21 protein-coding genes are annotated in these 23,269 nt (G+C 56.9%); 9 read left to right on the top strand and 12 right to left on the bottom strand.

Annotated features, from left to right (window positions below):
• Nucleotides 1-16: 16 nt before the first annotated feature.
• From H6815_01040 to H6815_01020, 5 genes are all read right to left on the bottom strand, one after another.
• A complete protein-coding gene (locus H6815_01040; GenBank protein ID MCB9859011.1) occupies nucleotides 17-1,261 on the bottom strand; it encodes a UDP-N-acetylglucosamine--N-acetylmuramyl-(pentapeptide) pyrophosphoryl-undecaprenol N-acetylglucosamine transferase in 1,245 nt (414 codons plus the stop codon).
• On the bottom strand, nucleotides 1,254-2,669 hold the full coding sequence (locus H6815_01035) for an FtsW/RodA/SpoVE family cell cycle protein (protein MCB9859010.1): 1,416 nt from the start codon (nucleotides 2,667-2,669) through the stop codon (nucleotides 1,254-1,256). Before H6815_01035 ends, H6815_01040 begins: the two co-directional genes overlap by 8 nt.
• Before the next feature lie 70 nt (nucleotides 2,670-2,739).
• Complete coding sequence (locus H6815_01030) at nucleotides 2,740-3,387, bottom strand: hypothetical protein (protein ID MCB9859009.1); 648 nt, start codon at nucleotides 3,385-3,387, stop codon at nucleotides 2,740-2,742.
• 6 nt (nucleotides 3,388-3,393) lie between these two features.
• Nucleotides 3,394-3,720, bottom strand: coding sequence for a signal peptidase I (locus H6815_01025; GenBank protein ID MCB9859008.1), 327 nt, complete (start codon nucleotides 3,718-3,720; stop codon nucleotides 3,394-3,396).
• 306 nt (nucleotides 3,721-4,026) lie between these two features.
• The gene (locus H6815_01020; GenBank protein MCB9859007.1) at nucleotides 4,027-4,413 is read right to left on the bottom strand and encodes a VOC family protein; all 387 of its coding nucleotides are present in this window, start codon (nucleotides 4,411-4,413) and stop codon (nucleotides 4,027-4,029) included.
• A 226-nt stretch (nucleotides 4,414-4,639) separates the two neighbouring features.
• Here H6815_01020 and H6815_01015 point away from each other — a divergent pair, with 226 nt between their 5' ends.
• The 5 genes from H6815_01015 (at nucleotide 4,640) to H6815_00995 (ending at nucleotide 10,341) form a co-directional block, all read left to right on the top strand.
• On the top strand, nucleotides 4,640-5,551 hold the full coding sequence (locus tag H6815_01015) for an AraC family transcriptional regulator (GenBank protein MCB9859006.1): 912 nt from the start codon (nucleotides 4,640-4,642) through the stop codon (nucleotides 5,549-5,551).
• A 209-nt stretch (nucleotides 5,552-5,760) separates the two neighbouring features.
• Complete coding sequence (locus H6815_01010; GenBank protein MCB9859005.1) at nucleotides 5,761-6,540, top strand: hypothetical protein; 780 nt, start codon at nucleotides 5,761-5,763, stop codon at nucleotides 6,538-6,540.
• 144 nt (nucleotides 6,541-6,684) lie between these two features.
• On the top strand, nucleotides 6,685-8,403 hold the full coding sequence (locus tag H6815_01005; GenBank protein ID MCB9859004.1) for a methylmalonyl-CoA mutase: 1,719 nt from the start codon (nucleotides 6,685-6,687) through the stop codon (nucleotides 8,401-8,403).
• A complete protein-coding gene (locus H6815_01000; protein MCB9859003.1) occupies nucleotides 8,400-8,876 on the top strand; it encodes a GNAT family N-acetyltransferase in 477 nt (158 codons plus the stop codon). The genes H6815_01005 and H6815_01000 overlap by 4 nt, the downstream gene beginning before the upstream one ends.
• A 79-nt stretch (nucleotides 8,877-8,955) precedes the next feature.
• Nucleotides 8,956-10,341 carry a hypothetical protein gene (locus tag H6815_00995; GenBank protein ID MCB9859002.1) on the top strand — a complete coding sequence of 462 codons (1,386 nt, stop codon included), beginning with the start codon at nucleotides 8,956-8,958 and terminating at the stop codon, nucleotides 10,339-10,341.
• Nucleotides 10,342-10,348: 7 nt separating this feature from the next.
• Here H6815_00995 and priA read toward each other — a convergent pair whose 3' ends face one another.
• Nucleotides 10,349-12,760 carry a primosomal protein N' gene (gene priA, locus H6815_00990; GenBank protein MCB9859001.1) on the bottom strand — a complete coding sequence of 804 codons (2,412 nt, stop codon included), beginning with the start codon at nucleotides 12,758-12,760 and terminating at the stop codon, nucleotides 10,349-10,351.
• Nucleotides 12,761-12,776: 16 nt separating this feature from the next.
• On the opposite strand from priA, the gene carA reads away from it, so the two are divergent.
• Nucleotides 12,777-14,036: a glutamine-hydrolyzing carbamoyl-phosphate synthase small subunit gene (carA, locus tag H6815_00985; GenBank protein ID MCB9859000.1), complete on the top strand. Its 1,260-nt coding sequence runs from the start codon at nucleotides 12,777-12,779 to the stop codon at nucleotides 14,034-14,036.
• Between the two features lie 138 nt (nucleotides 14,037-14,174).
• Nucleotides 14,175-15,404: a PQQ-dependent sugar dehydrogenase gene (locus H6815_00980; GenBank protein MCB9858999.1), complete on the top strand. Its 1,230-nt coding sequence runs from the start codon at nucleotides 14,175-14,177 to the stop codon at nucleotides 15,402-15,404.
• A 13-nt stretch (nucleotides 15,405-15,417) separates the two neighbouring features.
• Here H6815_00980 and H6815_00975 read toward each other — a convergent pair whose 3' ends face one another.
• Nucleotides 15,418-15,921, bottom strand: coding sequence for a hypothetical protein (locus H6815_00975; GenBank protein ID MCB9858998.1), 504 nt, complete (start codon nucleotides 15,919-15,921; stop codon nucleotides 15,418-15,420).
• Nucleotides 15,922-16,111: 190 nt separating this feature from the next.
• On the opposite strand from H6815_00975, the gene H6815_00970 reads away from it, so the two are divergent.
• Nucleotides 16,112-16,606: a hypothetical protein gene (locus H6815_00970; protein MCB9858997.1), complete on the top strand. Its 495-nt coding sequence runs from the start codon at nucleotides 16,112-16,114 to the stop codon at nucleotides 16,604-16,606.
• Here H6815_00970 and H6815_00965 read toward each other — a convergent pair.
• Entirely contained in the window at nucleotides 16,593-18,269 is a 1,677-nt protein-coding gene (locus tag H6815_00965; GenBank protein ID MCB9858996.1) for a 2,3-bisphosphoglycerate-independent phosphoglycerate mutase, read from the bottom strand. The genes H6815_00970 and H6815_00965 overlap by 14 nt on opposite strands.
• A gap of 153 nt (nucleotides 18,270-18,422) precedes the next feature.
• Between H6815_00965 and H6815_00960 the strand changes: the two genes are divergently transcribed.
• A complete protein-coding gene (locus H6815_00960) occupies nucleotides 18,423-19,340 on the top strand; it encodes a YggS family pyridoxal phosphate-dependent enzyme (protein ID MCB9858995.1) in 918 nt (305 codons plus the stop codon).
• A gap of 11 nt (nucleotides 19,341-19,351) precedes the next feature.
• Here H6815_00960 and H6815_00955 read toward each other — a convergent pair whose 3' ends face one another.
• The 4 genes from H6815_00955 to H6815_00940 all read right to left on the bottom strand — a co-directional run bounded on the left by H6815_00955 (nucleotide 19,352) and on the right by H6815_00940 (nucleotide 23,234).
• Nucleotides 19,352-19,711, bottom strand: a complete 360-nt coding sequence (locus H6815_00955) for a hypothetical protein (GenBank protein MCB9858994.1) — start codon at nucleotides 19,709-19,711, stop codon at nucleotides 19,352-19,354.
• 92 nt (nucleotides 19,712-19,803) lie between these two features.
• The gene (locus tag H6815_00950) at nucleotides 19,804-21,162 is read right to left on the bottom strand and encodes a 2-oxo acid dehydrogenase subunit E2 (GenBank protein MCB9858993.1); all 1,359 of its coding nucleotides are present in this window, start codon (nucleotides 21,160-21,162) and stop codon (nucleotides 19,804-19,806) included.
• Between the two features lie 36 nt (nucleotides 21,163-21,198).
• Nucleotides 21,199-22,137, bottom strand: a complete 939-nt coding sequence (locus H6815_00945; protein ID MCB9858992.1) for a DUF4268 domain-containing protein — start codon at nucleotides 22,135-22,137, stop codon at nucleotides 21,199-21,201.
• A 14-nt stretch (nucleotides 22,138-22,151) separates the two neighbouring features.
• Nucleotides 22,152-23,234: an alpha-ketoacid dehydrogenase subunit beta gene (locus tag H6815_00940; GenBank protein ID MCB9858991.1), complete on the bottom strand. Its 1,083-nt coding sequence runs from the start codon at nucleotides 23,232-23,234 to the stop codon at nucleotides 22,152-22,154.
• Nucleotides 23,235-23,269 lie beyond the last annotated feature (35 nt).

Genomic DNA, 23,269 nt, shown 5'->3' with positions numbered 1-23,269 from the left:
TTCTCAGACGATCGGTTCAGTAGAGGGCCAGACTGGAAAGCAGAGCAGTCGCAGCGAGATCAGCACCAAAAGGTCCAATATAAATGGAATTTTCATCCGATTCGCTCTTGCTGAGTGAGACAAGACGTGATCGGATGGCATCGCGCGCTGCCTGATCGCCAAGGAGCGGGACGACCGTCTCGGCAAACCGGTTTACGGTTGCGTTCGGATCGTTGACGATTTCCCGCACTATCTCGGCAGCGGACCGGTTCTTCAGCAGTTCCGCATTGTAGAGCTGGTGCATGTCTTTGTGATAGGGGTAAGGGACGAACACGGTTGGCGTGGCGTTGGCTGCGACCTCAGCCACCGAACTCGCGCCAGCCCGCGAGATTGCAAGATCGGCAGCACCCCAGACAACGCCCATTGGATCGAACAACGACTCGATGCGAGCATCAATCTTCGCGCTGTCGTATCCGGCGCGGAGTGTGTCGTGCTCGTCCGCTCGTGCCTGATGCAGCACGTGCCAGTGCTGAAGCGCGTCTGCATGCTGCGAGACGAATCGCATCCACGCAGTGTTCAGACTCGTTGCGCCGGAACTCCCACCGATGACTGCCAGAACAGGTCTTTCAGGATCAAGTGAGAGCAACTGCTTGCACTGGTGCTGATCTCCCGGCGCGAGCGATGCCCTGCGGAGCAGTGGTCCCACGCGATGCGTTGCGACACCTGCCTTTGCGTGTGGGGTCGATTTTCCGTGCAGGGTGGCATCGAGCACGATCCCGCCGTGACGTGCAAGCATGCGTTCGATCAGCGCGTTTGCCTTGCCCTCGACCGCGTCCAGCGAGCACATCGCGACGAGCGATGGTTCCTTGCATGCAGCAGCGACAACAGGGGCAGCAACAAATCCGCCTGTTGCGATGACGATGCAGTGCGTGCTTGATTTCGCCGCATCACGAATCACATCTCTCGCATGACGGACAGTCGGGCGCCACGACCGAGCAAACGACAGCAGCCCACGCGGTGATGTCAGCATCGGCTTTGCGCCGGTAGGAATGATCTCGATCTGAGCGTGCTCGATTGTTGTATTCGAGAGAATCGTCTGATCTATCTGTCTGTCCGAGCAGAGAAACACACAACGGAGCGGCGTGTCGGGGTGTGTGTCCTTGATTCGCGCGGCGAGCGCTTCGGCGATTGCAATGGCGGGGTATAGATGCCCGCCTGTACCGCCGCCAGCGAAGATCGCGGTGATGACGGGTGAACTCTGTTGTGTGCTTGGGTCAGGCAACAGCCAGTCCGTGTCCGTCTCGAGCGTGTGTTGGTGCTTCTTCTCGTGACAGAATGGATGCGTCTGCGCGAGAGTGTCTGTCTATCGCGATAAGCAGGCCGAGCGAAGCGCATGTGAGGATCCAGCCCGTGCCGCCGAAACTGATGAGCGGGAGAGCGATGCCCTTGGTCGGCGCGAGCCCCGTGACAACGAAAAGATTGATGAGTGTCTGGAACGCGATGGTTGATGCGACACCGAGCGCAATGAGTTTGAGCGCGGGCACGGTCTGGTTTCGTGCGATCCCAAGGGCGGTCCATACCAGTGCGCAGAGCAGGAACACAACGAGAATGCCCCCGCCGATCCCGAGTTCCTCACATATCACTGCGAACAAAAAGTCGGTTCGGTCTTCTGGGAGGTATCCGAGCTTCTGGAGCCCGTATCCAAGTCCGCGTCCTGCGCCATCGCCGCCCGAGATCGCCAGGAGCGACTGGATGATGTGATACCCGTCGCCCATCGGGTCGTCGTACGGCTGGAGGAAGGAGATGAGTCTGCGGATGCGGTAGGGGGCAAGCCAGATCGCTGCGAACGCGCCCGCGATCATGACCGGCGAGAACGCAAGGAAGTGTGGAATCCGCGCGCCCGCTGCGATCAGAACAACGCAGGACACGACCGCGATGAGCGCAGCTGTGCCAAGGTCTTCCTTTGCGATGACGGCGATAATGAGCCCGAGCCCGATGAGCGCGGGGCCGAGCCCACGCGTGAACGACTGGAGCACTGCAGCCCGGCGTGCGCAGTACCACGCGAGCACCAAGACGATCGCCCACTTTGCGACCTCGCTCGGCTGGAACGTTTGCCCGCCGAGCCCCGGGAGCAGGATCCAACGGTTCGATCCGTTCCGCGGGCTGCGCAATCCGGGGACGTACACGCATACAAGAAGTGCACAGATCAGGATGACCGCGGTCGCAGGGAGGAGATAGTCCCTGTGGAGAAAGGGCTTGAACCATCGCCACGCGATTCGGAGTGTCTTCTTGTGCCACGGAAAATCGGAAGGCATGGGGAGCACTGGCGTTTCTACAGGCGGGTGTGAGTCGCTGGCGTTACTTTGGAGTCCAGCAAGTGCGAGCAGTTTGTTGATTGGTATGAGCGATGCGACCAGCATGGCAGTGATCGCCATCACGAAGTACATGACCTGCGATGAAGTGGCGATCCTGCGGAGCATCGCGCCGACCGATTCGATCTGCGCTGGTGCTGAAACGCTGGTTGCCTCGGGTGTGGCAACATCGCCGAGGCCGAGCGGCGTGTCCGGGATGCGAGAGACAACGCGCATATCAGCACTTGTGACCATGACAACGCCCACGCACAGGAGCGCAAGAGCCAATACCGCGATGACACCGCCAGGTCGAATCATGCCCGCACACACTATCGTCATGTGGGTTGCGATTCCGCGAGATTCGGCCTGACGTCAGTGAAGACGTGCGATGGAGTTGAGTTTGGGCTGATCAGGTTTGGGTGATATCGATTGGACCAACTGGTACAGGCTCGCCACGCTGGAGCGCTTCAATAGTCGATTGAACCCAAGGGATGTGCTCTTTTCGGCACTTGAACCCGCATGCAAAGAACACCGATGATTCGCCGTCCATCTCGATCGTCTTGATGATAAGTCGTTGCCAGACCGTGCTGACGGTGATGATCTGGACAGCTACTTCCTGCGGCCATTCCATCAGTTCGGTCTTTGCACCTTGCCTTCCCCATTCCCTTCTTCCGATGCCAGCCCACGCGAACGTGATCTTCTCCGTTGGCTTTGATTTCTGGCGGGATGTGAGGAGCATGCCTGTTGTCGCCGCAAGGAGCACAAGAAACACAATGCCCACGATTTTCATCGCACTCGATGCGAAGAAGTACATCCACGTTTGAGACAGCACTGCACCAACTATGATGAGGATGCCCCAGACGATGCGTCGCCACAAGACCGTTTCCGATCTTTGAGGGATTCCGACAATACGCATATGCGACTCGGGTCCAAACGCTGTGCCGCACTCCGGACAGTGCTCAACATGTTCCAGCCCCGCGAGGTTGTAATCGCATTGGGCGCATTGGTGCGCGGCAGTAAGATCAGGAAAGGGCAGTGGCACACGGCGACGGGCCATGGAAGATCAAGCTGCCGCAGGCCCCTGGTACTCGGCTTTCCCGAATCCCAGAATCGCGAAAAAGATAAATCCGAGGAGGATGAGTCCGACTGCAAAACCAGTGCCTTTTCCAAAGGACTTTGCCAGATCGATCATCACGATAATCGCGATGACCAGTGAAACAATCGGGATAAACATAAGAATGAGCCACCATCCCGGTCTGCCGACGATCTTGCACAGAAGGTAAAAGTTGAAGAACGGAATCAGCACACCCCATCCCGGCTGTCCGGCTTTGACGTACATCTTCCATGCACCGGCGATCATGAGAACAATGATCGCAATGTAGACCAGCATAAGTACGATCCCAATGAGGCCTGCTCCCAAGGCTCCGCTGTTGTTCTGGGCGAGTACGATACCTGTCATCGTGTTGTTCTCCTGTGCGCTCTTGCGGATGGATATGCACGCCGCTGGTGGACAGCCTGTCATCCGGCCCCATATCAAGGGATGATACACGGGACGGTGGTTCCATCGTCAAGTCATGCACTATCACATGAGATCAGGAGTCACGGACAACGGCATGCCTTGGTGCAGCACGCGATCTAGACGCAGCCTGTGCGAGGAGGCTTGGAGGGCAGTATCACAGGCATGTGCCGGGCTTGTTCAGCTACCCGGTTTTGGCACGTGCTGATCGAACAGGATCATGTTTCCATCGGGGTCTATCAGCGTGAAGTTCGCGACGCCTGTGGAGTTCTCGTCCGCTTCGGTCGTGAGTGTGATACCCCGATTCTTCAGCGACTTCTGGATCTCCCGGACATCCATGAACGAGTCCAGAGGCTGGGCTGCGTGGGTCCAGCCCGGGTTGAACGTCATGATGTTCATGTCGAACATGCCTTGGAACAACCCGATGGTGGTTGTGCCGTTACGCAGAACGACCCAGTTCTGTGAGATGTTGCCACCCGCCTCCTCAAACCCAAGCGCTTCGTAGAATGCTTTGGACGCATGGATGTCCTTGACAGCGAGGCTGACGGAGAAGGCTCCGATCGGCATGGTTCCGTGTGCAGGTTGAGGCATCGATGATGCTCCCGTGTGATGGTTCGTGTCGGTGTGCTCGTTTGATGTGCAGCCGGCAAACCCAGATACGATGACGGTGGTCGTGACAGTCACAAGCAGTTTCATGGTCATGGTGTGGTTCCGGTGTGATGGATGTGTGATGCTCAGGAGCATGGTACAACATTACACGCCAGCGTGACTTGTCATATCTTGCGGATCTGCAATGGCACACAGCAGCACAACTTCGGATGTCTATCTTGAGCGCGTCAATTGCGCGATCGACTTTGTGATGACCAATCTGCACGAGCCAGTCCGGCTGGAGGATGTTGCGCAGGTGGCCCATTTCTCGCCGTTCCACTTCCATCGCATCTTCCAGTCGATGGTGGGTGAGACCCTGGGTGAGTTTGTGGGTCGTGTGAGATTGGAGCGCGCTCTCCAGATGATGTCGCATCCGCAGGGGAGGTCGCTGACGCAGATCGCATTGGCGTGCGGGTTCGCGTCATCGTCTGATTTCTCGCGCAGTTTCAAGCAGCGGTTTGGTGTTGCGCCGAGTCGGTTTGATATTGCAGCATACAGAGAAACCAATCGTGATCAGCTGGGCAAGTCGACCGCGAATGCGATCGGTGTCCATCGTCTGGATCGATTGCCTGCTGGCGAGAATCCGGACGGATTCTCTGTGACGCTGCGCGATCTACCCGCGCGCGTGGTTGCGTACATCCGCGTTTCAAATCCGTACCACAACAACGCGGTGATCGATGCGATGAAGCATCTGTACGACTGGGCGGTGATGCATGGTGTTGCGCACAGACAGTGGCTGGGGTATCAGTGGGAGAATCCGGAGATCACGGCACTGGAAGACTGCCATTATTACATTGCGGTCGAGGTCGATGATGTTGCGCCCGAAGGCGAGATCGGCCGGTATGAGTTTCCCGCGATGCGCGTGGCGCAGGTGACCGTGAAGGGCGGGATCGATCTTGAGCTTCGCGCGCTAGATTGGCTCTACACGACGTGGTTGCCAGCAAGCGGGTATGTGCCCGACGATCTGCCATGCTTTGAAGCGTGGATCAATACACCGACCGAGTTCAATCATGAGTACTTCGAGCTGTATGCGCAGTTGCCGGTAAAGAAAGTGTAAAGGCAGTACAGCAAAGCGTATGCGATGAAATAGTGCTCATTATCACACTCTCCGTGTGTGTGGGCTGTACTGATTGTACGAGCAGGTGTTGCGCTGCACACCCCAAGCACGCGGGGTCCCATCGGAATGACGTTCGATCGTGTCGATGCAGGATCAAGCGGTGTTGCATGGTGCGATTGCTGCTCAAACGACCTGATCTGGAGAAGACAATGCCGATCTTCCGTGCTCTCTTTGCGGGTGTGCTTTCAGGTGCAGCGTGCGCGATCGGGTGGGCCTATCTCACGCATATTTCAGGCGTAGATCTTGGCGTGCTGGCATGGCTGATTGGTATTGTTGTTGGTGTGTGTGTGTCGATCTTTGTCGGCTCGAAGGTTGATCTCGCGTCCGGTGGCGTTGCTGCCTTGGTTGCTGTCCTCGCTGTGATTGGTGGCAGGTTTGCAGCGTCATACCTCCAGACTCAGGAGGAGGCAACGCAGATCCGTGCAGCAGCATCCACAGATGAGTATCTTATCTCATGGGTTGCGATTGATGTTCAGAATGAGTTGACAAAGACTGGCGCGGAACTCGTGTGGCCTGAGGGTGCGGACAAAGAAAAGCCGATCGGTGAAAAGGATTTTCCAGCCAGCGTGTGGGACAAAGCAACATCGCGCTGGGCAGCATTTTCTGACAATGAGAAGGCTGAGTACCGTGAACTTGCGGACAAGTCCAGCGAACTTGCAAGCTCATCACTCCCATATCTGACATTCTTTACAAACTTCACACTCCTTGATGGGCTTTGGATGATGCTCGCGCTCGGAAGCGCGTTCAAGCTCGGGTCCATGCACATGCGTGGTGGCGGTGGGAGGGTCGTTGTTGATCCAGAAGGCGCGAGCAAAACGCTCTCTGCGTTCTACATCCCCATCCCGGATGGAGCGACAGATGTGTCATTCGACGCAGACGATGTCGAGGCTGCAGTCGTTGCTGAAGAAGAAGCTGTCTCGGCTGCGTGAGGACTGTCATGCTGTCGTATTTTCAAGCCCATGGATTGGAATCCCTGGGCTTTTCTTCTGTAGACGAATACATATTCAGCAGACCTGCACCCCTCCTAGAATCGACTGACGGCACATGACTCCATCTCAGTAAGGACTCCGCGCATGACCACCGCAACATCCACATTCACCGGCCCCGGGTTTGACAAGGTCGATCCGCACGCGGTCACCATCTCGGGCATCGTGCTCAACCCGTCCTACGGTCCCGACAGCCCGACGGAGAGCCTCCAGCACATCGATCGCGATATCGCGTCGCCGGGCGAGTTTCCATACACGCGCGGGCTGTTCCCGCAGGGATACCGCACGCGACTCTGGACCATGCGTCAGTTTGCAGGGTTCGGATCGGCTGACGACACAAACAAGCGATTCAAGTACCTTCTTAGTGCAGCCAAGACCAACACAGCTGCCAACACCGGGCTCTCGACGGCTTTCGATCTGCCCACGCTCATGGGTCGGGATTCAGACGATCCGCTCTCCGCGGGCGAGGTCGGCAAGTGCGGCGTCGCGATCGACACCATCGAGGACATGCATCGGTTGTATGCTGACATCCCCATCGACAAGGTCACCGTCTCGCAGACCATCAACGGCCCTGCCGCGGTCATCTGGGCGATGTATCTCGCGATGGCGAAGCAGCGCGACATCTCGTGGGACACGCTCGGCGGCACATTGCAGAACGACATCCTCAAAGAGTTCCACGCGCAGAACGAGTTCATCTATCCGCCCGAGCCCTCGGTCAAGCTCGTCGTGGACACCATCGAGTTCCAGTCCCGGTGTGTTCCCAAGTGGAACAGCGTGTCCATCTCCGGGTACCACATCCGCGAAGCAGGATCCACCGCGACGCAGGAACTCGCGTTTACACTCCGCGACGGCATGGAGTATGTCGAGGCGTGTCTTGCGCGCGGGATGGACATCGATGAGTTTGCGCCGCGTCTCAGCTACTTCTTCAACTCCCACAACGAGTTCTTCGAGGAGGTCTGCAAGCTCCGCGCTGCAAGGCGCATCTGGGCGCGCATGCTCCGCGACAGATACGGCGCAAAGAACGAGCGTTCGTGGTTCATGAAGACACACGTGCAGACCGCGGGATGCTCACTCACGGAGCAGCAGCCGCTCAACAACATCGTCCGCGTCGCGTACCAGGCGATGGCTGGGGTGCTCGGCGGGTGTCAGTCACTCCACACAGACTCCATGGACGAGACGCTCGGACTTCCCACGGAGCAGGCTGTCACCGTTGCGCTCCGCACCCAGCAGATACTCGCGCACGAGACCGGTGTGACTCGCGTCGTTGATCCGCTCGGCGGGTCGTGGTTTGTCGAGGCGCTCACCGACAAGATGGAAGACGAAGCGCTCAGCTACATCGCAGAGATCGACGAGATGGGTGGCGGTGCGTGGTCAGACAGCGTGCGCACTAAGCGTGTCGGCGCGGATACCTATCGCGGCGGCGTCGTCGAGGGCATCCACAAGGGATACTTCCGCAGGCGCATTGCAGAAGCGTCGTACAGGTTCAGCGAGGAGTGCGAAGCGGGCGACCGCATCATCGTCGGTGTGAACGAGTACGTTGACAAGGACGAGAACCGCCCCATCGACATCCTCGTCATCCCCGAGCAGGTCGAGATCGACCAGGTCGAGCGTCTCAGCGCGTTCAAGAAGAACCGCGACGACGACGCGGTGGAGCGCGCACTCGACAACATCCGCGCAGCCTGTCGCGACGAGAAGAACGTCATGCCGTCACTGGTCGATGGCGCGCTCGCCAACTGCACGATGGGCGAGATGACACAGGCGATGGCCGACATCTACGGGCGCTACACCGGCGGGCCGGAGTGGTGAGTGAGGTCGTCTTCCGCCCCGCGACGCGCGACGATCTCCCCGCGATTGTCGCGATGCTGACGGACGATCCAATCGGAAAGACACGCGAATCGGCTGACATCGCGCCGTACGAGAGCGCGTTTGCAGCTATCACAGCATCACCCGACAGCGAGGTGTACGTTGCGGAGCTGGACGATCGCGTCGTCGGCACATTGCAACTGACGATCATTCCGAACCTGTCGCGATCCGGCGCAACGCGAGCCCAGATAGAGGGCGTGCGCGTCCACACGTCCGTGCGTGGCATGGGCATCGGCAAACAACTTGTTGAGCACGCGATACGCATCGCGAAGGAGCGAGGCTGCGCACTCATGCAACTGACGACCGACAAGGCCCGCCCCGATGCAGTTCGGTTCTATGAATCGCTCGGGTTTGAAGCAACGCACGAGGGGATGAAGCAAATTCTATCAGGAGATCCACCTATTTTGTTTTGTTGAGCAATAAACAGTATTGCAGAAAATTATGCGATACATTATTCTTCGTGCGAAACGTGTTTGGTTGTTACTGGAGGTTGATGTGGGTAGTGCAATTATTAGAATTGAAGGGGCTGATCAGGCTGGCAGCTTAGAATGTGTCCTGAGGAAGCTTGTTAGTGGCAATAATAATGATGACACTGCATATAAGAGCTCAAATATTGATGCGGCATGGGTTAGATCATTTGGTGAATATGGGGGCGTTTTATTGGAAGTATCCGACTCTTCTGTGAAGAAAAGTCGTATAGATGACCCGGATTTTATAAAAACAGTTAATGAAGAACTAAAAATGGCTGACCCTGACGGGGCCATAATGGCCAGGGCTTTTCCGGTTCGAGAAGAGAAACAGTCAAAGACAAAGTACGCTAATAGGCATCATTTTATCTTTTCGCTCAAGCAGCCAGTGGCTCGTCGAGATAACGGAGCGATAATCGAAAGTGATGTAAGTTATAATAAAATATACTATCAGTTCCTTGAACTCATACATAAACCTCGCAATGACGATCATTGTCCTTTGGAGGTTGTTCAGCATGATTCATATCCTCAATGTCAAGATGGTAAGATTGTAGCAATTTCGCACATGTTTAGAGCGTATGGCCCAGCTGGGGTTTCAAAGAGTGAGCTTAAGTTAAGTTTATATGCTGCTTGGAATGATTATTTGTCGAAGAGAAAAGACATTGGCGATCTCGACCATCGCGCTAAGTGGCTGACTGAAATAGAGTACAATACTCCCAATTTGACTAGTATAATTAGGGAAGTACAAGAGATAGAGAAGTTAGTTGAGGGCGAGTTTGTTGTAGTACAGATCTTTACACCTGATGCAAGTGGAATTTTTTCAAAGACAGCTCAGGCTTTGCAGGGTGAGTTAGAGAGGATTTGTTTGAGAAGTAGTTGCCGATCTTTGTGCGGCCACGCCTGCATGCTATTCGCATATAGCTGTGATGGTATAGATGAAAATCGTTTAAATAAAATTCATGATACTATGAAAGTGAAGCTGCGACATTTTCTTCTGGAAGAAAAAACAGAATGTCCTGATGACGTCTTGTGCGTAAATGTTCAAAGGAGCAACGTGTCGCCATATGGTGCGGTGAATCCATGGAAGGATGATCTTGAAGCGTCTTTAATAGCTTTTTTTGTAACATTGTCTGACGACAAGCCGGGATTCGTACTTAACCTGTTGCGAAGTCTGTTGAGTGACAGCTGCAAATACTCTCCTTCGGTATATCTTATGGATGCACATCCAGGTCAGTGGGAAAGTCGGGGTTTTTCAACCAGGATCGGATTTTTGGTGCCGGCAAACGAGTCTCGCGGTGCAATGTCGAGACTTGCAAATAGACTGCTCGATAGTAATAATGTTGCTGATGGATGGTGGAGTAAATGCTTAGAAGGATTTGAGATACATCACGGTGTTAGAAACAAGGAAGTTTAATGCCGTCTTACATCATCCCCACAGGGTCGATATCCACCGCGGTCTTCGCATCTGACTTGAGCAAGCCCTGCGATCGGAGTGCGCGGAGCGGTGCGAGCAGTGCGCCAGCGCCTGGCGCGCGGAGTTCGATCGCGATCCGCCATTGATTGTGCAGCCGGTTGATCGGTGCATCCATGGGCCCGTCGATGGTGAGATTGGATGTTGCTCTGATCCGTTGCGCGAGATCCTGTGCGCGTGAAAGGGCTTTGTCGTGGTCCTCGTCGCGGACGACGATTCGTGCGCATCGCCACGCGGGCGGCAGGTGCGATCGCGTGCGCACCGCGAGTTCCTGCGTCGCAAACCCGATGTAGTCGTGGGAAGCTGCTCGCACGATCGCGGTCGATGTCGGCTCCATCGTTTGCACGATGACGAGTCCCGGCTGATCGCCGCGTCCGGCTCTCCCAGCGACCTGCGACACCAGCTGGAATGTCCGCTCGGCAGCGCGGAAGTCGGGCAGATGCATCGCTGTGTCTGCGCTGACCACGCCGACGAGGCGCACGTTCGGGAAATCGTGCCCCTTTGCGAGCATCTGTGTTCCCAGCAGCACGCGCACGTCTCCCGTCGCAAATCGCGAGAGCGCGTCGTGGTACGTCTTTGCGCTGGTCATGGTGTCGCCATCGATGCGCAGCATGGTGTCGTCGCGCACGAGTCCGACGCGTCCATCGCCCAATGGCACGTCGATGAACTTCTGTTCGAGCTCGTCCTCGAGTCGTTGTGTTCCCAGCGAGAACTTGGTGATGTTTCCCTGGCACGCCGGACACACACGCGGCACGCGCGACTCACTCAGACAGTGATGGCATCGTGCAACGCCGCCAAGTGGGAGCGATGCGCCCCGATGATGCACGAGCCTCGCGTCGCACTGCGAGCATTCGAGCACCCATCCACACTTTGCGTTCGGGCAGTGCAGGTATCCGGCGTACCCGCGCCGGTTCAGCAGCAGGATGGCCTGACCGCCGGCTTCGAGTGTGCGATGGAGTTGCGTTTCGAGCTCGATGCTGACGAGTTGTTGAGATTTGAGTGACGCGATGTCCTGCTTTGCGCGGAGCGCCCGATCGTGCATGAGATCGACGATGCGGACGGTTGGCATTGGTTTGTCGCCGACGCGCCTGGGGAGCGACCAGAGCGTGTATCTTGGATTATCGCCGGTCGCGTTCGCCCATGATTCAAGGCTAGGCGTTGCGCTCCCCATGACGACCGATGCGCCGAGTTCCTTCGCACGCACGATCGCGACATCGCGCGCGTGGTATCGCGGGAGCTGGTCCTGCTTGTAATCGGTCGCGTGCTCTTCGTCGACGATGATGAGTTTTAGGTTCGGGACGGGTGCAAAGACTGCGGAACGTGCGCCGACAACAACGCGGGCGCTCCCGTCGGATGCGCGAGCCCATGCTTTCGACCTTTGCGACGCGGTGAGCCCGGAGTGCAGCACGACAACGCCGGAGTCTGCGAATCGCGCGTGGAATCTGCCTGCGGTCTGTGGCGTGAGTGAGATTTCAGGGACGAGCACGATGGCGCTGGCGTTTGCATCGAGCACGCGCTGGATGAGTTGCAGATAGACCTCGGTCTTGCCCGATCCTGTCACACCGTGGATGAGATGCACGCCGAACTGGTTCGTTGTCAGTGCAGTGTTGATCCCGTCGGCGGCGTGCTGCTGATCCGATGTAAGCGGTGGGGGCGTGGCTGTGGTTGAATCGTGCGCGAGCGATTCGAGCATCGGGTCGTCGGACCTGACATAGGTCTCGTCCGACTGCACAAGCACACCGAGCTCCAGCAGTTTGTTGATCGGACCGATGGTGCGGAGTTCGAGCAGACCTTTCAGTTCCTTCGGTGGGATCGGCCAGGTGTCATGTGGGAGTGTGCGGATGGCATCGCGTGCTGCGCTCGCCGACGGTGTTGTTTTCAGCTCCCACACAGCGTCGTCGAGCGCGACCGGCGACACTACTTGTCGCGTGCGCACGCCGACACTCTTCTTCACAGCTGCGGGCATCATTGTTGAGAGCACCATGCCCATTGGACAGATGTAGTACTCACTCATCCATTGGGCCAGCGCCACGAGATCTCGCGGGAGCGCACCGCCGGACACTGACGCGATCGGCTTGACCTTCTCGATCGGGTAGCCGTCGAGCAGTGAAGCGTCGCCGATGTCGAGGATGATCCCCGCAGCGAGTTTCTTCCCTAGGCCGAGCGGCATGGTGACGCGACAGCCGGGATGGGCGGAATCGACAAGCTCATCGGGGATGGCGTATGTCAGCCCGCCAGCCGGCGCGTCGAACCCGCGTTCAACCGACACCCGACAGAACCGCGAGAAGGCGGGTTTGTTGTGTGGTTTGTCACGCGAAATCCCGCGATTTTCGGCCGAGGTTTGGAAGAGTGAATCGGTCACGTTCTACACTTTACGGATGCCCATGACGAACCAGCCGTCCAGTGCCGATGCAAATCCCAACGAACTGTCACATGACACGGAAAAACGCATCGCCAGACTTGTGCTGGAGGACGGGACCATCGTGCGTGGCGTGGCATTCGGCGCGACAGGCCGGGGGCTGGTTGTCGATGCCGAGGTCGTCTTCACAACATCCATGACGGGGTACCAGGAAGCGCTCACCGATCCGTCGTACACCGGGCAGATTCTGGTTGCGACGTTTCCGCTCATTGGGAACTATGGCGTCAACGCTGAGGACGTGGAGAGCAGCAGGTTCCAGGTGGCTGGATTCATCGTGCGTGAGCTCGCACATCTCCACTCGAACTACCGCGCAACGAGCAATCTTGAGGATGAGCTTGCGCGACAGGGCATCCTTGGACTTGCTGAGGTTGATACCAGAGCGCTCACACGCAGGCTTCGCACCGCGGGTGTCATGCGGGGCACGCTGACCGATGACGAATCGGTCTCGGATACTGATCTGCTCGCACGATGCAAAGCTGCGCCTTCGATGGCTGGACAGGATCTTGCAACGAAAGTCGGCTGCTCATCCGGAAGCACATGGTCCGAGGATCTTGGCATGTGGATGCGCTCGGGTGTTGGCGCGGGAACAGATCGCAGATTGCGGGTCGCAGCGATCGATTGCGGCGCAAAGCGGAACATTCTTCGGCATCTGACAAGTCGCGGATGCGATGTGACGCTCGTCCCGGTTAGCACGACTGCAAGTGAACTGATTGCGATGCGAGATCGTGGCGAGATAGACGGGCTGTTTGTATCCAACGGTCCCGGCGATCCGGCTGCTGTTGAAGGTGTTATCACGCTGCTGCGCGACGTGCTGAATGACAGGGACACGATGCCGATCTTCGGTATCTGTCTTGGGCATCAACTGCTGAGCCTTGCACTTGGCGCGACGACGTACAAGCTGCCGTTCGGACATCGCGGGATCAATCAGCCGGTGCTCAACACGCTCACAGGGCAGGTCGAGATCACCAGCCAGAACCACGGGTTTGCTGTAGAGCGTGAATCGCTCGAGGCGATTGGCGCGGAAGTGACGCATGTGCATCTGAACGACAACACGGTGGCAGGATTCAGGCTGAAGGACAAGCCGGTGTTTGCTGTGCAGTACCACCCCGAAGCTTCACCCGGGCCGTCAGACTCTGCGTATCTTTTCGATGCGTTTGTGCGGATGATGCGCGATCGTAAGCCGGCAGATGCCGAGACCATGCGCCGAGCAAGAGCGTGATACATGAGATAGTTTGAACAATCAAAGCCCAAGGATTGCAATCCATGGGCTTTCTATATGCACTTCCTCTGGGAACACAAACTCGTGCTGCACAGTTCCCTCCTATGCTGTCGTTCCACAGGACTGAAGGAGAACACGATGCGTTCAGTATCAGCGGTTGTTGGGGTGATGGTCTTTGCGGGCGGTGTTTCGGCACAGCATCTCCAAGAAGTATGCGGCGGGCTGACCCAGCCTGTCGACATGGCGTTTGATCCTGCACCAGCTGCGATCGACACTGAATCCCGTGAGATGCCTGTATCGCAGCGAGTTTTCATTGTCGAGCAGAAGACTGGCAACATCCGAGTGATCGAAGACGGGACACTCCGCGATGAGCCGGCGCTGACGATGCCCAAGGACACGTTTACGATAAAGGGCTGGGAGCAGGGGATGCTGGGCGTTGCACTGGCGCCCGACTTTGCGACATCCCGCCACATGTTCATGAACTATTCCGGACCGTACGGCGAGACGATTGTCTCACGGTTCACATTCAGCGATGAAAACACGATTGATCTCGCATCAGAACTCGTCATCCTGAAGATCCGTCAGCCGTACGGAAACCACAATGGCGGATGCATCCGCTTTGGGCCTGACGGGATGCTCTACATCGGTATGGGTGATGGTGGACTTGCAAATGATCCGAAGGGGAATGCGCAGAATCTGACGTCGCTTCTCGGCAAGATGCTGCGCATCGATGTCTCGCGAAGTTCAGTTGAGACTCCATACGCGATTCCACGCGGCAATCCGTTTGCTGTGCGCGATGACGCGCAGCCGGAGATATGGGCGTTCGGTGTGCGCAACCCGTGGCGGTTCGAGTTCGATTCGCACGGACGCATCTGGATCGCGGACGTTGGGCAGAACGTGCGCGAATGGATCCACCTTCAGCCTGCAGATTCAAAGGGCGGCGAGAACTACGGCTGGAACTACATGGAGGGTGAGGAGAAGTTCACCAAGCGTCCCAAGGACCAGCAGGAGATCATCCCAGAGCCCGGAACGGTCACACTTCCAATCTGGTCGTACACGCACAAGGACAACAACAACCAGAATGGTTCTATTACAGGCGGGTATTTTTACGAAGCTGACGGCGTGCCCGCGCTGAAGAACAGGTACATCTTCGCGGACTTCATGTCCGGGCGTGTGTGGTCGTTCAGGATTCGTGGTGAGGGTGAGAATGCACGCGCTGACGATGTTGTAGAACACACAGACGCGTTCAAGCCCGCGTTTGGCGACACGGGGATGAATCTTTCCATCTCGAGCTTTGGCAAGGATCCGGCGGGTGAGCTCTACCTGTTCGATCACAAGACAGGGCGACTATTCAAGATTGTGGAGTAAGTCAGCGACTTCTTCAGCGGGTCATCCACACCACAAACATGGCAGCTGCGAGCACGCCGAGCGAGAGCGATGCCATCAGCATCACCGCGATCTGGAAGTTGCGCACGCTGGGCGTTGCTACGCGCTGCACGCACGAGAGTCGGTGCGTCGCGTCGGTGCTGAGTGACTCAAACCCCTGACGTGCGTTGTCCTGTACGATCGCGATTACAAGTTGCACATCGAAGGGGCGCAATCCAAACTGCTTCCCCATCTCCACGAGTTTCTCGCGGTTCTCGGGTGAGATTGCGCCGATGCGTCCACCCTCGAGTTTGGAATGGGCCTGGAGCGCAAGGACCCAACGCGGGTCTTCCGGCTGTGTGATGGGATGGTCCGGCTTTTCGTGATGGGTGGGGTGACGGATAATCATGTCCGTGTCGCCCTTGAGCGTCATGGACCGCCAGTTGATCCGATCGAGCCCCTCTTCGGGCAGATGAATCGCAAGTGCGTCTGTTTCATCCTGTTTTGTGTTGTGTTTCATGGTCAAGCTCTATGCCACAGTGCGAGTGAGGCTGGGTTCTCCCACCTCAGCGCCATCAGCATGCGCGAGCATTGCCGGTATGCAAGGAATACCGCGGGCTGTTACAATGGTTGGCGCAGATTCTGCCTGATTAACCGGAACAGGTTGCATTGTCCATATGATTCAGGCGATAACTCTCGTGGGGAAGCGCATGTCAGAGCCAACACAACATGCAGGGATGCTGCCGTCTGTCAGGACTTCTCTGTCCGATAGCGATGTCGTCGAACGGTTGTCAGCATTGTCGCGTCGCGGCAAACTTGCTGGGTATAAGCAAGGCGGACGCGGGCTCTTCGAGTGCGATGCGTTCGGTCAGCCGTTCGACTCGTCGCTCATTGGTTCACGTGCGAGTGAGAATACAATCGGATTCTCGCTGAAGATGAAACCGACGCTCCCGCTCATCTTTTGGGTGCTGATGGTGCTTTCTATTTGGCCGGGCGTGTGGCTGACCGATTCGATGCTTCGCACGTGGTTCGGCTGGTACGATTTCAACACGTATCTGTGGTATCTGCCATTGACAATTTTGCCGCTTCCGTGGATCTATAAGAAGACGATGCCCCAATCGCGCAACGCGTCGATTGCTGAAGCGCACACGATCATTGATCGGATCAGCACGACACTCGAAGGCGAACTCGTTACTCCAGAATAAGTGACTGGCCGGTCATTTCTCTCGGTTGCTCCAGTCCCATCATGTGAAGGAGTGTCGGCATCAGGTCGGCGAGTCTGCCGCGATGTGCGCGCACGTGCTCATTGAACCAGCCGTTGATGTCGGTGTCACCTCGGAGTGTTGCACGCCTCACGTTCTCACCAATGACGATACACGCCACATCGTACATCGTGTGCGCGGTGTGCGGGGAGTTTGCGTCGGGCTGCCACATCTGCTCGGCGTTGCCGTGATCTGCTGTGACAATACAGTTGCTGTCTCGTTCGAGTGTCGCGCTGACAATATGACCGACGCACTCATCGACCTTTTCGCAGGCTTTGATGCACGCATCGAGCTTGCCCGTGTGTCCGACCATGTCGGCGTTTGCGAAGTTGACGATCAGCAGGTCCTCGCAGTCGCTTGCGCGAAGTCGATCGAGCACTGCCTGGCACACTTCCTCGGCTGCCATCTCGGGCGCGAGGTCGTACGTTGCAACGCGGGGCGACTGCGGGTTATTGCGATACTCGCCAGCGAACGGTTCATCGCGGTAGTCGTTGAAGAAAAATGTGACGTGTGGGTACTTTTCTGTTTCGGCGCAGCGGAACTGTGAGAGCCCTAGTGAGCTGATGTACTCGCCCATGATGTTTGCCATCTTGGGTGGGCGTTCGAACGCAACTGAGACCAGTGGTTTCAGCTCATCCTCGTACGAGGTCATTGTGATGTACGCGGAGAGGTTGATCTTCCTGCCGCGATCGAACCCTTTGTTTCCAGTGTCGGGTGAGGGTTTGACGTTCCCGTGAAACTCATCCATGACGAACGCACGGGTGAGTTCCCGCGGACGATCGCCGCGGAAGTTAAAGAAGATGACAGTGTCGTTGTCGCGCACCGGCGCAGGATCGCCGACAATGCGCGGGGTCACGAACTCGTCGCTTTTGAGTGCTTCGCTGGTTGGATGCTCGTAGTAGTGATTGAGCGCGTCGTGCGCGGTGGCAAATGCGGGTGTGTTACCGTGCTGACCTGTCAGCAGATCGTACGCGAGTTGCACCCGCTCCCATCGGTTGTCACGGTCCATCGCGTAGTACCGACCGCAGATCGATGCGATGCGTCCGATGCCAATCTCTTTCAGCTTTGCCTCGATCTCGGCGATGTACTTTTCACCCGAGAATGGGCCGCTGTCGCGACCATCGGTAAACAGGTGCAACACAACATTGTGCATATTGAGTTCTTTGCACAACTCGATTGATGCGTACAAGTGGTTCAGTAGGCTGTGCACACCCGCGTTTGATGCAAGCCCGAGGATGTGGACACTCGCGTCCGCATCGCGTGCCTTTACAATGCCCTCGGTAAGGGCAGTGTTTGAGAAGAACGATCTGTCGCGGACCGCTTTGGTAATCTTTACTGACATCTGATCGACAATGCGACCCGCGCCAATGTTCTGGTGGCCGACCTCGCTGTTGCCGACGGTGCCATCATTCAGCCCAACATCCTCGCCACAAGTTTTGATCAGTGTCCACGGCCAATCCCGTTTCAGCTGTTCATCGATGGGTGTGCACGCGAGTTTTACGGCGTTGAATGTATCGTGCGAGGCGTAAGGGTTTTCCCCCCAGCCGTCACGTATGATGAGCACAGCGGGTTTACGTGTATCAGAGCGTGTGGAGTTGTCTGCCATTTGCGAGGATAGCCCGCGATATGCTCCGTTGGGAAGGTTCCTGTTTCTTGGATTCTTCGTAGCCGGCGCGGGAGGAACAGACGTACCCTGCATGTTGGTTTCCGTGCGATGCAGCGACGTGTCGCGGATGTACGTCTCGGTCGGGAGGTTTTCATGGGCACGACGACAGCAAAGCGAACATCAGCCGACATTGACGACACTGCAAAGGATGGAACTCCAGAGATCACGGGTGAGGCGCTCAAGCAACGGTATGAGCAGGTGCTGGAGAATGTAGCAAATGCTGCCAAGCGATCGGGTCGCAGGGCGCAGGACATCATCACGGTGGCAGTCACAAAGTACGCGTCGCCCGACCAGATCAAGGCTGTCTACAACTTGGGTCACTCGGACTTTGGCGAGAACCGTGCGCAGCAACTCATCCAGCGTGCCGCGATGATGGAAGAGCACGTCAAGCGTCGTGACATCCTCGTGCAGACGCGCCGCGAGCTCAGCTCACTCTTCAAGGACGATCCCGAGCAGGAGCACGCGGGGCATCCGGTTCGCTGGCACATGATCGGACATCTCCAGCGCAACAAAGTGAAGAAGACGTTGGAAGTCGTTCGACTGTTGCATTCAGCAGACTCACTACGGCTTGCTGAAGAAGTTCAGCAGTACGCGATGAAGCACGATACAACGGTCGAGGTGTTGCTGCAGGTGAACTCAACAGGCGAGGAATCGAAGGAAGGGTGTCCGCTTCCGGCTGCGAAATATCTCGCAGAGCAGATCGACACGATGGTGTATGTGCGCGTGCGTGGGTTGATGACAATGGGCCCGACGCCGGTCGAGGGTGAATCGCACCAGGAGTTTCTCTCGAAAACGCGCGAGTGTTTCGAACGCACGCGTGATCTCTTCGAGGATATCGGCAAGCTCGATATCAGCGAAGGGCAGTTTAATCTGCTCTCGATGGGCATGAGCAACGACTATGAGATCGGCATTGAGTGTGGTGCGAATCTCATTCGTGTCGGCTCTGCGATATTTGGTGATCATCAAGAGGCAGATGCTACAAATGATGATGCCGATTCTGGTGAGGATTGATTGACCTCGTGTTACTCGCTCTCTGCATCGAGTGATACCGATCCGCTGATTCTGCCTGCAACAAAGGGATCGGAAGGATCCGTGGTGTAGTTTGTGTGCGTGGGCAGTGGTTTCTTCCTGCTCAGATTGCCCACTGTGCCCGGGCCGCTATAGCATGAGACGCTCCTTCCGTCGCATCCATTGGGATCGCACGATGCGGCGTTTTCCGGCTTGCTCATCAGCACGAATGGGATTATGAGCGCGCCGATGCCGAACAGCAGGATCAGCAGCGATACGTTCCGAGCGACAGGGAGCAGCAGAAAGAACAGCAGGCCTGTGCCCAGCAGGATCATGGCACTCATCGCGACCTTTGTTGCTCTGTTCTTATTCATAGGACCCATCCGTTGCGCGTCAAAGCACGCTCGCACTTTGATGCGGGTGCTGACAAGAGTGTAACCGATGGATTGCGTGTCGTCAGACAGGCTTAGACGAGCAATGTTGCCGGACGTTCGAGCAGATCCTTGACAGCACTGAGATAGGCTGCTGCCATCGCACCATCAATGATGCGGTGATCGGACGACATGGTCATGGACATCTCGTGTCCGATGACGAGTTCGGGCTCGCCGTTCTCGTCACGCTCGATGAACGGCTTCTCGATGGCCTGCCCGACCGCGAGGATCGCTGCGTTCGGCGGGTTGATGATCGCGGTGAAGTGATCAACGCCGAACATCCCGAGGTTCGAGATGGTGAACGTGGAGTCCGACATCTCCTCGACGCTGAGCCCCTTCTCACGGGCCTTGTTTGCGAGGCGCTTTGTCTCAGCAGAGATCTGACGCAGGCCGATGGAATCGGAGTTCCGGATCGTTGCAACGACGAGACCGCCACCGCGTTCCTCGGGGAGCGCAACAGCAACACCTATGTTGACGTTCCCGTGGATCTGGATGCCTGGTGAACCTGAGCCCGCGTTGTCTACCCACGACGAGTTTACAAACGGATGCTGATGCATCGCAAGTGCGCACGCGCGGACGAGGAAGTCGTTGACGGATAGCTTCACGCCCTGGCCCGAGAGCTGCTCGTTGAGCTGCGAGCGAAGTTCCATGAGCGCGTCCAGACGCGCAGAAACGGTGACCTGGTAGTGGGGGATGGTTGTCTTGGACTCGACAAGTCTGCGCGCGATCGTCGTGCGCATGTTCGAGAGCTGGACAAGTTTCGATTCGAGTGTACCAGGCGATTGCATCGGCATAAATGATTGCTGCGATGCGCCGGTTGCACCCGATTGGGCCGCGCGCTCAACATCGGACCGAACGATGCGACCGCTCGGACCTGATCCTGTCAATGAGCCGAGATCGATGTTCGATTCCGCTGCGATCTTCTTCGCAAGTGGCGACGCGAAGATGCGGTTGGTGTGCGCTGAGCCGTTCGATGTGCCGTGTGCAGAACCATTGGAAGTTGCGTGCGAGGGAGTCGAGGTTGTGTGTGCGGGCGGTTCTGCAACAGCCGTCGCGCTCGCGGATGCAGACGAGATTGCATCAGAGCCGGCAGCTTTGGTCGCGGTCTGTGACGCGCTCTTTGACCCGGCAGCTTTGGCGGCATCGACAGACTCACCCTCTTCAGCGATCACACAGATAACCGATCCGACGGGGACGGTGCGCCCCTCCTGAGCTGGCAGATCAGCGATCGTGCCCGCGTCGAAGGTTTCCAGTTCCATGGTCGCCTTGTCGGTCTCGATGTCCGCTATGACCTGGCCGGACTCTACAGCATCGCCCGGCTTGACGTGCCACTTGACGACAGTCCCTTCCTGCATGGTGTCGGACAGACGCGGCATTGTGACGGAGATGGGCATGGTGGATTTCCTGTTCCGGTCGCGGATTGAGCCGAGTTACAGTGATCGTGCGGTTTCTTGCAGGGACGTGCGGATTGCGGCCTCGAATCGGATCATTGTATCGATCATATCGCTCTGAATGTTTGGCCACAACTCCCTTTCGGATCGGTATCCACCTGTATCAGATGCGAATGAAATTCGGCAGGCCTGCTTATCGTCGAGGCGTTCCCAGTTGAGCGGCTGGCCAAATGCAGATTCGATTTCCCTTTGTTTCTGTGCAATGGCATCAAATATGTGCTTGTTCTGGGTACTCAGATCTCTGCCACGATCGATGTATAACTCCGTTCGCCACCATGTCTGGCCAACGACATATACATACATGCAGCCGGCAATACCCGAGCTTGCTCCGATCCAGTTTACTTGTGACGGAGAGATATTTGCGTGAAGTTGTGTTCGCTTCTTTGCTTCTTCAAGTAAGCCGGTCCAGAACTCGTGACGCAACTCGTGACGTTCCGCTTTTTCTTGTTTTTGCTTGGCAACAATCTTCGAGCCTGCACTTGGTCCGACTATTGGTGTCAGAAGTAGTGCTGCAGGAGAGTTACCAATTTTAACAGCTTCGGCACGGAGCAGGTGGAAGTCTGCTGGGCTTGAGTCGTTGAGCCAAGCCACTGCCTTTGTGTGTTCTGGACGAGGATCGGAGGCTATCCACACGGCAACTTCTGCGTCATGCGCAGCAAGGTAAGTCAAGAGTTTGCCGAGATGATCGTGGTCGGTTCTTTCGAGTTGATTCTCAATGATCACCGTACGACCATTGGAATCTTCAACAAGCAAATCAACACTGAAATCACCTGCTGCTGCCTCGCGCTCAATAAGAGACAGATCCAGTGAGATGCACTCTGACAAGACATCCAAGTTATCAGCGAGCCACGTTGTAAAGTGATGTGCCTCATGCGGCCAGACCTTTCGCAGAGGGAAGCGATCAATCTTTCCAATCAGCGACTGTGTCTCACTCATGCGTTCACAATACCTCGCACCGCGTCCGCGATCCGCTCGGGGTTCGGCAGATACGCGTACTCAAGATTCTTTGCGTACGGCGTTGGCACATCTGCTGTATTCACCCGCACGGGCTGATGATCGAGCCAGTCGAAGCAGCGCTCGCACACCTGCGCCATCACCTCGCTGGCGATGCTGGCGAACGGCCACGACTGATCAACAATCACAATCCGATTCGTCTTCTTCACGCTCTCGATGATCGAATCGATATCGAGCGGCCTGATCGTGCGCATGTCGAGGATATCGCAATGGATGCCCTCGCTCTCTAGCACATCCGCTGCCTGCAGGCAGAAGTTCACCGGGCGCCCGAACGACACGATCGTGCATGCGTCGCCCTCGCGGTGCTTGTACGCGCGCCCGAACTCGATGTAGTACTCTTCAGCTGGCACGTGCGCCTTATCGCCGAGCATGCGTTCCGATTCAAGGAAGAACACAGGGTCGGGATCGCGGATTGCTGTCTTGAGAAGGCCCTTGGCATCGAACGGGCACGACGGGATGACGATCTTCACGCCGGGCACGTTTGCATACAAACCCTCGACGCACCACGAGTGTGTTGACCCCAGCTGGCCGCCCGCGCCGTCGTTCCCACGGAACACCATGGGGCAACCCCATTGCCCGCCTGACATATACAGCATCTTTGGTGCGTTGTTGAGAATTTGATCGGCAGCAACGAGGCTGAACGACCACGACATGAACTCGACGATTGGGCGTAAGCCGTACATCGCTGCTGCGATGCAGAGTCCAGCAAATCCATTCTCTGAAATGGGCGAATCGATGATGCGCTTCTCGCCGAACTGCTCAAGCATCCCTTGGCTGACCTTGTACGCGCCCGAGTACTGCGCGACCTCCTCGCCGATCAGAAACACGCGTTCATCGCGAACCATCTCCTCGGTCATTGCTTCCCGCAACGCTTCGCGGAAGGTGATCTCGCGATCGCCGGAACGCGAAGGAAGCTGGTCCTCGGAGAGGTACTCAGGGAGCGGCTGGTCGAAGACATTTGGTGCCTGACCGGGGAATGTTGCTGTTGGGGTTGCAGTCATACCTGATTGTTCGACGGTTTGATTGTGTTGTCGTG

The organism is Phycisphaeraceae bacterium, assembly GCA_020639155.1.
In the GTDB taxonomy this organism is placed as follows: domain Bacteria; phylum Planctomycetota; class Phycisphaerae; order Phycisphaerales; family UBA1924; genus JACKHF01.
This window is presented reverse-complemented; position numbering and strand designations above follow the sequence as displayed.